Raw genomic sequence first — 15,382 nt, forward strand, 5'->3', positions numbered from 1 at the left:
AAGCGAGCAAAAAACCGAAGGTTTTCTAATTTAGTATTGAAAATAGTGATGAAAACTTAAAAGTTAGTTTTAGGTCTCCACTTCGCTACGAGATGAATCCTCAAAATCCCTTCGGGATTTATATATTTCCTTCGCTTCGCTCGGAAATGCGGGCAAAATTTATATAGTAGTATTGTCATGTATAGCCAGATAATTAAAAGGTTTTCGTTTAACACCTTCCGTAAGAGAGGGTAATTCACTAAATATTACTCCTATAATATAACTAATCTAATATCTCTCCGAATAAACCAAAAGTCTTTGCATCGGTTATTTTTATTTCTCTAAACTCTCCGATGTTTATGTTTTTATTTTCGCTGTTGAATTTGACAACTTTGCAGTTATGGGCAATTCCTTTATCCTTTTCAGTAATTAAAACCTTTAATGTCTTTCCAATATACTTTTTATTGTTTTCATAGCTGAGTTCTCTTCTTAATTTATCCAATATTCTAGATCTTTTTTTCCTAATTTTTGTATCTACCTGTTTTAATTTAGCCGCTTCTGTATGCTTTCTCTGAGAGTATTTTGCACTGTGAATATAATCAGGATTTATTTTTCTCAAAACTTCAAGAGTGTTCTCAAAGTTTTCTTCTTTTTCAGTAGGGAATCCAACAATTATATCTGTATTGAAGTTCAAGTCTTTCACTTTTCTTTTAAATTCATTTACTATGCTGATAAATTCATCGACGGTATAACCTCTCTTCATATCCTTCAAAACCTGGTCATCTCCACTTTGAATAGGCAGATGCAAGAATTTTGCAACCTTATCATTTTGGTATGATTCTATGAGCTCATCCATAATATTGGAAACATTTTTCGCATGCATCATTCCAATTCTCATATCGAATTCCCCATCAATAGAGGCAATATCATTTATTAAGTTTGGAAGGGTATCGTTTTTATCAAATCCATAGCATGCGGTATCCTGTGAAGTTATAAGAATGTGCTTTACTCCGTTGTTTATAAATTCCTCTGCCTTTTTAATTAGTAAATCTCTATCATAAGATATCAATCTTCCACGGGCAACCTTGACAATGCAGTAGGAGCATTTTCCAACACACCCCTCTGAAATAGGGAGCGGCATAATTAAAGAGTTTTCAGGTTTTAGATATTTTAATTTGTCATTTAAGTTTATGGGTGTAGTATTACTGCATGGATTGTATTTACTATGGTATTTATTATGAATTACATACCCGTGAATTATATTTCCAGATAGATGCGCCTCTTTTGGCATTATTAAAACATCGCCTTTATCTTCAACCTTTTCCTTCAACGCCTTTGGCATACATCCTGCTACAATAACTTTTTTGTTTAAGGATTTAAAATGCTTTATTCTTGAAATCATTCTATGTTCTGTCTCCAATCTAACAGCACATGTATTTATAACTACAATATCTGCATCTTCTGGATTCTGAACTATTTGAAAATCTTCAAAACTCGCTATTGAATTTTTTATTATGATTGTATCTGCGGTATTAAGTGTGCATCCGTATCCTTCAATGTATATTTTTGTTTTCATATTGCCATCACATTTAAATTTAATCGTTATAAATTTGTAAAAATAGACATTTAATAATTTTAAATTTTTTAATCATTCGATAAAAATTAAATTTTTTAAATTATTTAAAAAATATGTTTATATAGTTTTTTCAGTGCTTAAATATATATTAAAAACGCATATATAAATATAGTTAATTATATTTAAAAAATTATTTAGAATGGATAATATGTTTAAAAAAATTATAATTTTAATGGGAATTTTTAGTTTATTTGGGATGATTTATGGGGAAACGATAGATATTGGAAATTTAGAAGTATCTAATTTTTCACATCCAAGTTATCCAAATGTTATATCTTTTAAATTAAATAATTTAAATGGGAGCTCATACATGTTAAACTTTACGCACTATGGGAATATAAACTGGACAATAACAAAATCTATACTGTTATATTTAAATGGCAGAGCCATTTATACGTTTAAAAAAGACAATTGTGGATGGGGGTGGGATAAAAAAACTACACTCATTACTATAAGTAAATCTTATCTTAAAATTGAGAATAACGAATTAAAATTAGTGCCAGATGGTCAAATCAAAAAATCTACATATTATAAGCTTAATGATATAACTATGGTGATTAAAACCACAACTACTACTACATCAACAACAAAAGCACCAATCCCAACTCCTGCAATAATTATCAGCATTTTAGCAGTAGTTCTCATAATACTAAAAAATAGAGAAAACTTATAAAATCTCTTCAACATACATTAGTGGATAATCCAACTCCTTTATATATCTTAATCTTAATGATGCAATAGTATCATTTACTTTTATCTTTAATTTAACATTTAGCATATTGCCATCCAATGAAACATATTTATCTTCTTTTAAATCCCCAATAATTTCAACTTTAATATCTTCAACACAAGGCTGGTTTTTCATAGCCTCTTCAATAGATTTTTCTAATATCTCCTTATTTTTTAAACTTATAGGTGTTCCAACGAATTGATGGAACAGAGCTCCTAATGTAATACCACCTTCAAAAATTGCTCTTTCCCTATCTGATAAATTTTTAAAGTAGCTGTTAAATATTTCATTTTCTTCAAGCTTCATGATTTCACCGTATTTTATCATTATTTTGTATTTTTATTACCATTTATTTGATATATTCTTCCTTGAACATTTCATAACATAAATTTAAAACCTCTTTTATAACTTCATCTTTATTTCTTCCTTTTTCATATTTTGCATTTAAACCTGCGGCTTCTGCATGACCTCCGCCTTTTCCACCCAGTTTCTTTGCAATCTTTTCCATCAAACTGCCCAGATGAACTTTTCTTGAAATGGATTTCCTACATCTTGCACTTATTCTTATTTCTTGGTCCCTCTTCCTAACTGCAACCACAAAGGACACATCTGCACCAATGGATACTATTGTTTTTGCACAGGAAGCCTCGTGGGAGCTCACATGGGATAATGCCACAATACATTTATTTACATCCTTTAATTCCATTCTACTACATGCCTTTAAATGTGCTATTCTTTTACTTTCATCACTTTCCTGTGTAAGAAGGTATAAAATCTTCTGGAAGCTTATTCCCTTTATAAGCCATGCTATTGTATTGAATGTTCCTTCATTTGCAAGTTTTAAATGTTTTGTATCATAGACTATTCCGCATAGTAAGGCGGTTCGAATGTTCTTTGGAGGATATATATTCATCTCCTTAAATATGTTTGAAACTATTTCACAGGTAGAGGGGGATTTTTCATTTACAATGTATAAATCGCATAAATTTATTAAATCTGTTTTTCTGTGGTGGTCTATTAATATTGTTTTTGATTCCTTTAATTTATTTTCATCAACAGATACTTGGTTTAAGCTGGATATATCTACAAAAAAAACCACTTTTGCCAATTTTGGATAATATACAATCTCAATATCTTCGTTTAATTCTTCTAATACTGCCCTTGATAATTTACTTACAGAATTTGCCGAGATTCTAATGTTTTTATCCTTTGATTTGTTTAATGTATTTGCAAGATATTTTAGTCCAATAGCTGCACCAACTGCATCAGGGTCTGCATTGTGATGACATAAAAATAAAATATCGTTCTCTTCCCGAAATACTTTTTTGAGCTGGACTATGATATTATCGCCAGACAATCCACAAATCTTTGATTTAATATTTTCGTTAATTTTGTTAATTTTATCCATAATTACACCAAATAATTAAAATAAAAATTAAAATTAAAATTCACTAAAAATAGAAAAAACTAATGAATATTATTTATTAAATAAATATAAAAATGTTATATTCTTGTTTAGAAGTAAGCAAAATAAACTTTTTCTAACATGGTTATTTTATTTATTTCATTTTTATTATTTTATTGCTATTTCATTATATATTATTACTATAATTATATTGGAACAACAATAGGTATCCCTTTGTATTCATCCACATGAACTCTGACACCATAAACTTCCTCAATATTTTCAGGTGAGATTACCTCTTTTCCACCTTCTGCAAAAATCTTCCCATCTTTCAGCATTATGAATTTATCGGAAAACCTTAAAGCAAGATTTAAATCATGCATAACTACAATTGAGGCAATATTTTGGGATTTTAATATATCCCTGACAATTCTCATAACTTCCAATTGATTTTTTAAATCTAAATTGTTTGTTGGCTCATCTATTAATAAAATTTGTGGTTCTTGTACTAAAGCTCTCGCTATAATCACTTTTTGCAGTTCTCCACCACTCAACTCATTTGTGTATCTTAAAGCATAATCTTCCAAATTCATAAGTTTTAAAACTTTGTGAGTTAGTTCGATATCCCTTTCTGACACTTCCCATTTTATATGGGGTTTCCTTCCTAACAAAACTGCATCAAATACAGTCATATAGTTTCCTTCAGCCCTCTGCGGAACATAGCCAACCCTTTTTGCCAATACATAGTTATCTAATTTATTAATATCAAAATTATCAATTAATATTGTCCCTCTTTTTGGTTTTAAAATTTTATTTATGCATTTTAAGAGTGTTGATTTTCCAGCCCCATTGATTCCTAAGATAGAAACTACTTCCCCTTTTTTAACCTCAAATTTTATATTGTTTAGGATTTTTCTGCTTTTATATGCAAATTCAACTCCATCAACAGATAGAATCATTAAATCACCAATTTTTATTTCTTATACCTTCTCAGCAATAAATAGAGAAACATCGGAGCTCCCATAAATGATGTTAGTATTCCAACAGGTAATACTATTGGAGATATTATTGTTCGTGCAATGGTATCTGATATTAGAAGCAACACCGCACCAAATAGTGCAGATATAGGGATTAAAAACCTGTAATCTCCACCAATGAATATCCTAACAATATGAGGACATATCAATCCGATAAATCCAATTATTCCCAAAAATGCAACATCTACAGATGTTAATAGTGAAGCAACAAGCATCCCAATTAATCTTATTTTTTCTGTATTTACTCCTAAGGATTTTGCCGTCTCTTCTCCTGCCTCCAATGCGTTGTAGTCCCACCGCCTGTATATGAAATATAACAATGCAGGAATCATAATTGCAACCATAATGTATATTTCATTCCATAATGGTCTTCCTAAGTCTCCAAATGTCCAATATACCATTGCCGCTAACTGTAAATCATCTGCAAAGTATTGTATTAACATAGTTCCCGCCGTGAATAGTGAGCTCATAGCCACACCCGCCAAAATCATTGCTTCGGGCGTTAATCCCCTTAACTTTGCAAGTAATAATATTACAACAACTCCAATTAATGCACCGAGAAATGCAAAAATTGTAATGGAGTATGGATTATTTACAAATATGCGACCTGTGCTTTCTGCTCCTCCTGCACCTAAAAGTATTATTGCAAGTGAAGCACCGAACATTGCTCCATGAGAAATTCCCATTGTAAATGGACTTGCTAATGGATTCCTTAAAATACACTGCATAACTGCACCAGCAACTGCCAAAGATGCTCCAGCAGTTATTGCGGCAAATATTCTTGGCAATCTTATATTCCAAATAACCAACTTTGCATTTCCTGTTCCATTACCTATTAAAGCATTTATAACTTGATTTATCGTTAATCTGTAATCTCCAACGCATAAAGCATAAATTGCACTTAAAAACAAAATTATAACTAAAATAATTCCAAAAATTATCTTCTTTTTTGTGTATTGTTTATATTTTTGTGGAATATCCATATCATCACATTTTAAATTTATTTTATTTATTAAAAATAATATTGAGATTTTTTATATAAAATATTACATTAATAAAAATAATTATTACTACAATATAAAGTTTTGTAAATTTATTAATTATAAGCAAACACCTGAACTTTGCAGAGATTCTTTTAAAAAATAGTTATTTTGGGGGTTGCTTCCTAAATCTTTTTATTTACGATAGAAATAAAGATTTTCAAATATAATCTTCAAAATAAAGAAAACCTGCGGTTTTATAATTTCTCTGCTACTCTTAGGTAGTAAAAACCATAGAGAAAGAAAATAAGAGAATTATGATTTTTTTCCCATATTAGCTAAAATCAAAATTATAATTAAAAGTATTAATCCATAGAGATAATAATATAAACCACTATTGGTTTCATTTTTCATTTTATTATTTCCATTTATAATATTAACCAATTGCTGAGTTAAATCTTCCATATAATTTCCATTGAATTTAACTAATTTTGCAGATTCTTTATTAACACCCGCTAATAACCAATACCTATCTTTATCCACATAAGTAATATAATCAACTCTTTTAACTTCTAAATCTGGAAGATTTTCTATTTTTCCATTTTTATATAGATAGCATCCGCTTATTGGATAATCAACTATGCAGCATCTATTAGGTGAGCTCAGGATTTTTGTAGATATTAATAAAACTTCATTACCACCATAATCCATTGTATAAATTGGTTTATTAAGAATTTCTGTTAAATTTCCATTATTGTATAAGTATAATCCACAATAACCATCTTTTGAATATAATGAAATTAATAGTTTTTTATAACCGATTGGTGCTATGCATTGCTCTGTTAAATTATTTGGAAAGGTAAATAAATTGTATAAACTATTATTTTTATAAATAAAGGCAGATTTTTCTGTAATAATATACCAATCATTATCGTAGGGATTATATATCACATCCTTTGTATGATTTGGCAGAGTCTGGCTTTTTACATTTTTAATATCTGTAAAATTATGATATAAAACAAACCACTCTCCATTACATGATGTTGTTGAACCCCTCCACTTAATAATTACGGTGTTTTTGTTATCGGTAACAAATTTATCTATTTCTGCCATTGAGCATCCTGAATAGTAACCACTTACTGTTGTAGTGAAGTTTTTTCCATCAAAGAACCCTAACATTTCTGGATTGTAAAAAATCCATTTTCCTTTAAAATAACCAACTACAACGGGATGTTTAAAATAACTATAATAATTCCAATTCTTAGGTTTGAAGTTTATCTTTGAATCATTTAATTCAGATTTATTTATTGGAAATTCTGAAATTAGTTTAAACCCTTTTCCATCGTATAGTATTTCATACATCTTTAAGTGGGATTTATCATAAACACTAATCATTGCATCTGTTCCATTTGTAGCCATGCCCTCGAATGATATGTTGTATTTTATAGTTTCCTCTGCAAATAGCGGATTAAGAAATACAAATAAAACTAAAAAGAGGATAAATTTTTTCAATTTATCACCTAAAAAAACTTAAAATAAAAATTAACATGTCGAATATCCATCGTTTGGACATGGATGTTCTTCGTAGTATCTTTTTACCACCTTATAACATTCTATATCGTTACTAAAGTAGTGATAAATATACTTAACATTTCCAACTTTATTCAATGCAATAATAATTAGCCGCTCTTCTAATGCATATATTTTTATATTTACATCCGCAGTTTTCAATATTTCCTAACACTGTTTTATCGCATTCAAACTCTACGCCCCAACCTCTATTTTTACACTCTTGCATAAATTCAATCAATTTGTTAAAATCCATTTCAGAATCTTTTGTCATATAATAATGAGGTTGTGGAGCTATATTTGTAAAACCTATTAGATTTTGACATAAATCCATATTATTAATTCCCTTTAAATCTATGCATATCCTTCATCTTTTTCATTAAAACATTTTCAAAGAATTCATTTATTCTCTTTTTTGAATAACCGTATTTTCTTGCAACTGCATATATCATTTTTTCGCTTCCGCTTCCATACTGTGCCGCTTTTTTAGGCCGGTATGCTATGTAATTTGGAATATAATTTGAAGCAACATCCCTTAAAATTATTTTTCTTTCATTATCATTTAGTTTATATTCAATAGGTAAGGACAATCCCACTTCAACTACATCTTTATCTAAAAATGGGACCCTAAGCTCTACACCATTTGCCATTGTGCAGTGGTCATCTCTTTCAAGATTTACCTTATAGATATTCATTACATCATTATACAATGACTTTTTAAGTTCTTCCTTTCCTTTTTCGGCTAATATTCTTCCATATCTATTATATCCACCGAATAACTCATCTGCACCCTGTCCTGATAATACCACTTTTATCCCGTCCTCCTTAGCCATTTCAGAAGCAACATATATTGGGATACCTACTGCAAGTTTCATTAAATTTAGTTCATCAATGGCATAAGCCACATTTAAAAGGTATTTCTCATATTCCTCTGGCGATACGATTTTTTTTCTGAATTTTAAACCCATATCCTTTGAAGCCTTTTCAGCATATTCTATATCTTCACTTTCTTCCGTGCCTACTGTGTATAATACCACATCACAATACTCTGACGCCATTTTTGCTACAAGTGTGCTATCAACACCGCCAGAATAGATAATTCCAATCCTGTCAATTCCCCTAGTTCTCTTTGATACGGAGTCCCATAGTGCTTCTTCAAGTTCCTTTTTACAGGTTTCATAATCTATATTTGTATGGTAATTATTTTCAAAATAATCCGTCCTAATTTTTTGAATGTTTTCCTCGACTTCATATTCATTTTCATTTAAGTCATATATCAACTGACTGTTTGGATTTAAGCGAGATATTGGATAATTATATGCTTCTTCAAATGACATCTTATCTATTTCCATCAGTAAATACCATAGTGCCTTTTTCTCAGAAGCAAAGGCAAAGTATTTATCCCTATCTATATAAAAAAGCGGTTTTACTCCAAAAACATCCCTTCTTAACATTATCCTGTTTTTATTTTTATCATACAGGCAGTATGCATAATCTCCGTCGAGCTCATTTAATATATCCTCTTCATAGCTATGGAGTATAATCTCACTATCTGTATCGGTGTTAAAATCGTGGTCATTTTGCAAATCTTCCATTAATTCATAGTAATTATAAATTTCTCCGTTGCAGATTGTCCATATACTTTCGTCCTCGTTTGGAATTGGTTGGCTTGCATGACCCACAATAGCCAATCGGTTATGCCCCATACCTAATCTATTGGATTTACCAAAGGGTATATTTACATCACTAAACTCTTTAAAATAGATAACTTCGTCATCAAACATTAATCCAGAACCATCTGGACCCCTATGTTTTAAAATCTTCATTCCATTAATTAAATATTCTAAAATCTTCTTTTTACAACTGCTCGGGTCATCGTCGTCATCTTTTACAATTATTCCATTTATTGAACACATAATATATCCCTAAATTTTAATATTCTTTTTAATTTTATATTTTAATTTTATGTTATATTTTTTATAAATTTTATTTTTTTATATAAATTACATTTATTTTTAATCTTTACTATTATTAATTAATATATATAAATCTTACTATTTTATTATTTCTACATAGTCTATTGTCTAAAAACATCCTCCTCTTTTTTTCTAATTAAATCCTTCCCATTTCCATCAATAAATGGAACTGGTGCGTTTCTTATAATTACGACAGGTATTCCTTCATTTGACTGACCCATTACAACGGATGCGGTAGCCGCGAGCTCATCTGCTATTCCAACTTCTGTTGTATGAAGGGGCCTTCCAAATAAATCTTCTTCCCCTCTCCTATCCCACAATGCACACACTCCACTGACTCCTATTGCCACACCGCAGGAACCTTTTCTAAATGGTCTCCCCATACTATCGTTTATTATTACTCCAACCTTTTTTCCAGTTTTTTCTTCAATCATTTTTCGGAGCTCCGATGCACTTTTATCGGGGTTTTTTGGAAGGGGCTTTATGGCATCAAGGGAATTGCTCTCATCGACTCCACTGTTTGCACATACAAAGCCATGTTTTGTTTCAGTAATGATAAATTTTTCACCAACTTTAACTATTTCATTTGATTCGTCAAGTATGACTTGCACAACCTCTGGGGATTTGTCCAACTGCTTTGCAAGTTCAATAGCCTCTTTGGATGGTTTTATATTCTCTTTTTTTAATATATTTCCTTCAAGTTTTGATATGATGGTTTCTGCTATAACTATTATGTCCTTATCTTCTATTGGATAGCTTGAAATTAAATTAGCGAGATAATTTAGCCCTAACTTTTCATCTCCCGAGATTATCGGTATCTCCAAACCTATGACTTCCATTCTTCTTTTTTCCGTTATTTTATCCTTTAACATGGTTTTCCCTATTATGAAATTTATTCTATTATATAATTCCTTTATGTAATTATTATAATTTCCATAATAATATAAATAATATAATATAATTTATATAAAATAAAAATGTCCAATGAAAATATTAAAAATAAAAATGATAATAAAAGAGGGAATAATAAAATAAAAAATGAAATAAAATAAAAACTTAATAGAAACGGTGAGAATATGAAATTTCTTGGAAATGAAATGATAACTGTTGAAGATGGTATTTTAAAAATAGATGGATATAATGCAACAGAGCTCGCAAAAGAATACGGCACGCCACTTTATGTAATGAGTGAAAGCCAAATTGTTAAAAACTTTACAAGATACACCGAAGCATTTAAAGAATATACTGAAAAAACAGGAAAAGAATTTATTGTGGGATACGCATACAAGGCAAACTCAAACTTGGCAATTACAAGATTGCTATCAAAATTAGGATGCGGTGCCGATGTTGTAAGTGGTGGGGAGCTCTACACTGCAAAGCTTTCAAATGTTCCATCAGAAAAAATAGTATTCAACGGAAATTGTAAAACAAAAGACGAAATAATAATGGGGATTGAAGCAAATATAAGGTCATTCAATGTAGATAGCATAAGCGAATTAATATTAATAAATGAAACTGCAAAAGAAATGGGAAGGGTGGCAAATGTTGCATTTAGAATAAATCCCAATGTAAATCCAAAAACCCATCCAAAAATCTCAACAGGATTGAAAAAGAACAAATTTGGTCTTGATGTGGAATCAGGAGTAGCAATGAAGGCAATTAAAATGGCAACAGAAATGGAAAATGTAAATATTGTAGGAATACACTGCCACATAGGTTCCCAATTAACCGATATTACGCCGTTCATTGAAGAAACAAGGAAAGTTATGGATTTCGTCGTTGAATTGAAAAAAGAAGGAATTGAAATAAAAGATGTTAATTTAGGTGGTGGATTGGGTATTCCATACGACAAAAATACAGAAATTCCAGTTCAGAAGGATTTGGCTGATGCCATAATAAATACAATGATGGAATATAAAGATAAAATCGAATTTCCAAATTTGATACTTGAACCGGGAAGAAGCTTAGTTGCAACAGCGGGGGTATTGCTTGGAAAAGTGCATCACATTAAAGAAACCCCTGTTGCAAAATGGGTAATGATTGACGCTGGTATGAACGACATGATGAGGCCTGCTATGTACGATGCATACCACGAAATAACTCCATGCCTAATAAGAAATGAAAATGAGAAAGAAGTTGTAAATATTGCAGGCGGTTTATGTGAGAGCTCAGATGTATTTGGAAAAGATAGGAAACTCACAAAAATAGAAGTGGGTGATGTAATTGCCATATTGGATGTTGGAGCATACGGTATAAGTATGGCAAACAACTACAATGCAAGGGGAAGACCAAGAATGATTTTAACAGGTGAAAAGGGAGTATCCATCATCAGGGAAAAAGAAACCTATGCAGATTTGCTTTCAAAGGATATTGTGCCTAATTATTTATTATAATTATTAAAATCGTTAAAAATTAAGAGTTTTATTATTTCCTATTTTAATACTCTTTCTTGGAGCTCATATTAGATTATTTTAAACAAAGCACATATAATTACAAAATCATAATCAGAGCTCTCATAATGTGAACTCAGGCAAATCTAAAAAAAGTTTGTTAAAAAATTAAATAAATAAAAATGATTATTCGGTTTTACAGCAATTTTCATCTTCTGTTTCTCCATATTCTTTTTCCATCATTCCTGCTATGTTCATAGGTGGAAGAACCACTGGTGGAATATTGGCGTTTGCAGTAATGGTTGTAATAAGTGCCCTAGCATATGGGAATAATATGGAAACAGCATTTATCTCTGCAAACTGTCTAACCTTATCTATTTCAGATTCTACAACTTCAAATTCTCCCAATAATTCAACACATAAATAAAATAGGACATTGGGGTTATTACTTTTTTCCCCAAGCGTTATCTTAATCGAAGTATTGAATTTATTAGGATTCTTATTATTGTAGTTTATAGTGGTTTTAACATTAGTAACTACTTTTGGATTAGATGTATTATTAAAATTCTCATTAAGTATAAATTCAATATGTTTCACTTTATAGTCATTAAATTTTAAAGCACATTTTGATGGAGTTTCTTCAGTATTAATGTTATTATTCATTAGATTCACCATAGTATCTTATGACGAGTAGGTAATAATACTGCTCCCATAACCATATTTATTATTGTTTTTTATCTCATTTTGTATTTCAAAATCATATTTGGACAGACATATTTTAATATTTTTAATTTCTTTATTAAATTCTAAATTGTAAATTGGGATTGGTGCAGGTTCTATTTCATGCCATCCACATTCCACCAAATCCCTTTTAATTTGTTCGGGGGTTCTATTTTTTAAATACTTCTTAACTCTCTCCATTGCTCTTTCATATTCATTCATATTATCACCATCTCTTTTTTAGGGGAGGGTATATATGTGGAAACAAAATGGTTAGTTCCTTATATTTTTTATCAATATCTTTAAGATAATGTATGCGTATATCTTTAATAATATTGGGATTTTTTACACATATTTGAGTTTGTGGGGGATTTACTTTTGGTTTATTATTCCCATTAATTATATACCCATCACCCAGAAGCCTTTTTGGAAAACGAAATGTATATTTTACAATATCATAATCTTCATTAAAGCCCATTTTATTAAATAACAGATTTATCAATGCCCCATCAGGCACTGGATCCCCATGCTCATCAATTTCAGACATGACTTCCTTATATGCTGAAACATAAATTATGTAATGATTCGTTTTATCTAAATCAAGTATTCTATTTTTGTCAATCTTAATACTTGCACGCAATATTTTATAATCTTTAAATACTGATTTTCGTAAGTAATATGGCTTAATATTACTATTATTCTTTTTAACATATTTTTCTAATATCCAATGATATGCATGAATCTCATCTTCAAAAAAATAAATTCCATCTCCCAACCAATGGCGATCCCCTTCGCTTTTATTAAATCCATGGTTTAATATTCTATTGACATTAGATTTATGCGTGCCATGATACACCACCTTGTTGTAATTCATGTTCCGACCCTAAACTTATTTATAACTATTTTAATTGAACTATTATTTATAACTTTTTCTTTTTATACTGAGCTCAGATTAAACACTTAAACACTTTAACTATGTTGTAAGTGTAGTAAATAGATGAGCTCCCCCAAAACCTTTTTTAATTACAGTCTAACAGGTTTAAACTTCTTTATATATCGTTAGGTTTATATCTTTGATAAGAATTAAGATTGTTTATAAACGAACAGTGATAAAAGGTAAAACAATGGAATGTGCAAAATGCGATAAAAAATTATGTGCAAATGGAAAAAACTGCTGTAAAGAAATTAGCGAAAAGATTATGAAAGAATATAAAAAAGATGAAAATTTAAAGATAGCAACAGTTTCATCATACATTGAAGGGACGTATTATATGAAAAAAAATAGATTGGAGGAGATTATAGAATTTTGTAAATTGATGGAATATAAAAAAATTGGAATAGCTTTCTGCATTGGATTAGAAAATGAAGCAAAAATTTTGGATAAAATTTTATCAAACTATTTTAAAACATACTCTATATGTTGCAAAGTTTGTGGAATTGACAAAGATAAACTTAATTTAACAAAAATAAATCCCAATAATAAAGAATCCATGTGTAATCCCATAGGTCAGGCTGAAATTTTAAACAAAAAAGAGACAGATTTAAATATTATTGTAGGTTTGTGTATTGGACATGACATATTATTCCAAAAATATTCAAGAGCTCCTACAACGACATTTTTAGTTAAGGATAGGGTTTTAGCACATAATCCAGTAGGAGCTCTATACAGTAAATACTATTTAAAGAAGATGCTTAAAAATTTTAAAGAATAATTATTTTTAATTTTTTATTTTATTTTCCCTAAATTCCCTGAATAATTTAAACTCATCTTTATCGAGAGAATATAGTTTAATTTCAATGTCGTTAAAAATGCAGAAATTTTTGATATGACGATAGGATTTATCTCCATCATAGTCTTCAAAAAATGCATAAACAGGTTTTTTTTCATTGGATACAATATACATATTTTTGTCAATTTCTATCAATGAAGGTTTTTCTGTTAAAATATTTATCAACGAATCATTTTTAATCCTTTTAAATCCTTTTTCTTTTATTTTTTTAATCAATTCGTCAAATGATATCAGGGTTTTTAAAAGAGCATTGGGGTGATTTCCTACATAACTATTAAATGTATTAAGGGGTATTTTCTTAATAAATGCTGTGATTTCACTAACTGCAAAAAGAGTTTTTATTTTTCCTAGTGCTTTCTTTCCTTCAAGTATTTTATTTTTTTTATTTTTAGACTCGTATAATGCAAAAATTTCGTCGCAGTTTTTGAATATCAATGTTCCTTTATCGGATTTGTATCTTTTTGGTATTAAAATTACTTCGTATAACCCCACTCCCACATAATTGTATATATTTGTATATAGGTTTATTGAAATGCCATTTTCAGTATTTACATCTGGTTTTACATTAGATGATATTAAACCATATATCTTATTTATTTTATTTGGGAGTTCAGGTTTTGAAGTGGATGGAGTATTATTGTTCATTTCATTATCTATAATTTTTTTAATATCTTCATTCGAACATCTGTATATCTCAATCGAAAATATATCGGGTAGATGTTTTAATATTGTTTTTAAATCAGATTTCTTTTTATTCCAAATTGAAAATGTTAATTTTGAGTCTATATAAAATAACATACCATTATCTATTTTTATAAACCCGGTAAAATTATGTAAAAGAGAAATGGCATTTTTAAAATCTGATAAATCACCAATCTTGGAATATATTTTTTTCATAATGTCCCTAATTTCCATTGTGGAAAATAAAATAATAAAAAACGGCGCTGGGGGGGAATCGAACCCCGAGTTCAAACGAACTTGACGGATCTGAAGTCCGCCCTGTGCCACCAGGCACAGCACCCCGCGCCACATTAATTAAATAATGTTATATAATATAAAGGTATAATAATATTGTTATTTTAGACGCCCTTTTTAACCATTATGATTTCTAATATATATATCTTTTCTATCCATTAAATCTTAAAAAAATGTTTATAATTAAGAAATATA

16 protein-coding genes and 1 tRNA gene are annotated in these 15,382 nt (G+C 29.5%); 3 read left to right on the top strand and 14 right to left on the bottom strand.

Annotated features, from left to right (window positions below; genetic code table 11):
* Window positions 1-262: 262 nt before the first annotated feature.
* Window positions 263-1,555: a tRNA (N(6)-L-threonylcarbamoyladenosine(37)-C(2))-methylthiotransferase gene (locus F7B34_RS05900; protein WP_292460910.1), complete on the bottom strand. Its 1,293-nt coding sequence runs from the start codon at window positions 1,553-1,555 to the stop codon at window positions 263-265.
* Between the two features lie 208 nt (window positions 1,556-1,763).
* On the opposite strand from F7B34_RS05900, the gene F7B34_RS05905 reads away from it, so the two are divergent.
* Window positions 1,764-2,288: a hypothetical protein gene (locus F7B34_RS05905; RefSeq protein ID WP_292460911.1), complete on the top strand. Its 525-nt coding sequence runs from the start codon at window positions 1,764-1,766 to the stop codon at window positions 2,286-2,288.
* Here the strand turns inward: F7B34_RS05905 and F7B34_RS05910 are convergent.
* The 8 genes from F7B34_RS05910 to F7B34_RS05945 all read right to left on the bottom strand — a co-directional run bounded on the left by F7B34_RS05910 (window position 2,283) and on the right by F7B34_RS05945 (window position 10,184).
* Window positions 2,283-2,651, bottom strand: a complete 369-nt coding sequence (locus tag F7B34_RS05910) for a dihydroneopterin aldolase family protein (protein ID WP_292460912.1) — start codon at window positions 2,649-2,651, stop codon at window positions 2,283-2,285. The genes F7B34_RS05905 and F7B34_RS05910 overlap by 6 nt on opposite strands.
* Before the next feature lie 43 nt (window positions 2,652-2,694).
* Complete coding sequence (locus F7B34_RS05915) at window positions 2,695-3,753, bottom strand: bifunctional oligoribonuclease/PAP phosphatase NrnA (RefSeq protein WP_292460913.1); 1,059 nt, start codon at window positions 3,751-3,753, stop codon at window positions 2,695-2,697.
* Window positions 3,754-3,956: 203 nt separating this feature from the next.
* On the bottom strand, window positions 3,957-4,709 hold the full coding sequence (locus F7B34_RS05920; RefSeq protein ID WP_292460914.1) for an ABC transporter ATP-binding protein: 753 nt from the start codon (window positions 4,707-4,709) through the stop codon (window positions 3,957-3,959).
* 14 nt (window positions 4,710-4,723) lie between these two features.
* A complete protein-coding gene (locus F7B34_RS05925; RefSeq protein ID WP_292460915.1) occupies window positions 4,724-5,770 on the bottom strand; it encodes an iron ABC transporter permease in 1,047 nt (348 codons plus the stop codon).
* A gap of 312 nt (window positions 5,771-6,082) precedes the next feature.
* Window positions 6,083-7,279 carry a hypothetical protein gene (locus tag F7B34_RS05930; RefSeq protein ID WP_292460916.1) on the bottom strand — a complete coding sequence of 399 codons (1,197 nt, stop codon included), beginning with the start codon at window positions 7,277-7,279 and terminating at the stop codon, window positions 6,083-6,085.
* Between the two features lie 148 nt (window positions 7,280-7,427).
* The gene (locus F7B34_RS05935) at window positions 7,428-7,670 is read right to left on the bottom strand and encodes a hypothetical protein (protein WP_292460917.1); all 243 of its coding nucleotides are present in this window, start codon (window positions 7,668-7,670) and stop codon (window positions 7,428-7,430) included.
* A 4-nt stretch (window positions 7,671-7,674) separates the two neighbouring features.
* Window positions 7,675-9,252 (bottom strand): asparagine synthase (glutamine-hydrolyzing), encoded by a 1,578-nt coding sequence (gene asnB / locus F7B34_RS05940; RefSeq protein WP_292460918.1) that lies wholly within the window; start codon window positions 9,250-9,252, stop codon window positions 7,675-7,677.
* 161 nt (window positions 9,253-9,413) lie between these two features.
* Entirely contained in the window at window positions 9,414-10,184 is a 771-nt protein-coding gene (locus F7B34_RS05945; RefSeq protein ID WP_292460919.1) for a coenzyme F420-0:L-glutamate ligase, read from the bottom strand.
* A gap of 204 nt (window positions 10,185-10,388) precedes the next feature.
* On the opposite strand from F7B34_RS05945, the gene lysA reads away from it, so the two are divergent.
* Complete coding sequence (gene lysA, locus F7B34_RS05950) at window positions 10,389-11,705, top strand: diaminopimelate decarboxylase (RefSeq protein WP_292460920.1); 1,317 nt, start codon at window positions 10,389-10,391, stop codon at window positions 11,703-11,705.
* Window positions 11,706-11,888: 183 nt separating this feature from the next.
* Here lysA and F7B34_RS05955 read toward each other — a convergent pair whose 3' ends face one another.
* From F7B34_RS05955 to F7B34_RS05965, 3 genes are read right to left on the bottom strand one after another with little or no spacing between them, the layout of a single operon-like run.
* On the bottom strand, window positions 11,889-12,365 hold the full coding sequence (locus tag F7B34_RS05955; protein ID WP_292460921.1) for a protein-export chaperone SecB: 477 nt from the start codon (window positions 12,363-12,365) through the stop codon (window positions 11,889-11,891).
* Window positions 12,366-12,383: 18 nt separating this feature from the next.
* Window positions 12,384-12,644: a hypothetical protein gene (locus F7B34_RS05960; RefSeq protein ID WP_292460922.1), complete on the bottom strand. Its 261-nt coding sequence runs from the start codon at window positions 12,642-12,644 to the stop codon at window positions 12,384-12,386.
* A 4-nt stretch (window positions 12,645-12,648) separates the two neighbouring features.
* Window positions 12,649-13,296: a hypothetical protein gene (locus F7B34_RS05965; protein ID WP_292460923.1), complete on the bottom strand. Its 648-nt coding sequence runs from the start codon at window positions 13,294-13,296 to the stop codon at window positions 12,649-12,651.
* A gap of 250 nt (window positions 13,297-13,546) precedes the next feature.
* On the opposite strand from F7B34_RS05965, the gene F7B34_RS05970 reads away from it, so the two are divergent.
* The gene (locus tag F7B34_RS05970; RefSeq protein WP_292460924.1) at window positions 13,547-14,134 is read left to right on the top strand and encodes a DUF1847 domain-containing protein; all 588 of its coding nucleotides are present in this window, start codon (window positions 13,547-13,549) and stop codon (window positions 14,132-14,134) included.
* Between the two features lie 6 nt (window positions 14,135-14,140).
* On the opposite strand, the gene F7B34_RS05975 is transcribed toward F7B34_RS05970, so the two are convergent.
* The gene (locus tag F7B34_RS05975) at window positions 14,141-15,109 is read right to left on the bottom strand and encodes a hypothetical protein (RefSeq protein ID WP_292460925.1); all 969 of its coding nucleotides are present in this window, start codon (window positions 15,107-15,109) and stop codon (window positions 14,141-14,143) included.
* 42 nt (window positions 15,110-15,151) lie between these two features.
* A tRNA-Sec gene (locus tag F7B34_RS05980) sits at window positions 15,152-15,240 on the bottom strand.
* Between the last annotated feature and the right edge of the window lie 142 nt (window positions 15,241-15,382).

This window comes from Methanothermococcus sp. (genome assembly GCF_015523155.1).
GTDB lineage: Archaea > AGJL01 > Methanococci > Methanococcales > Methanococcaceae > Methanofervidicoccus.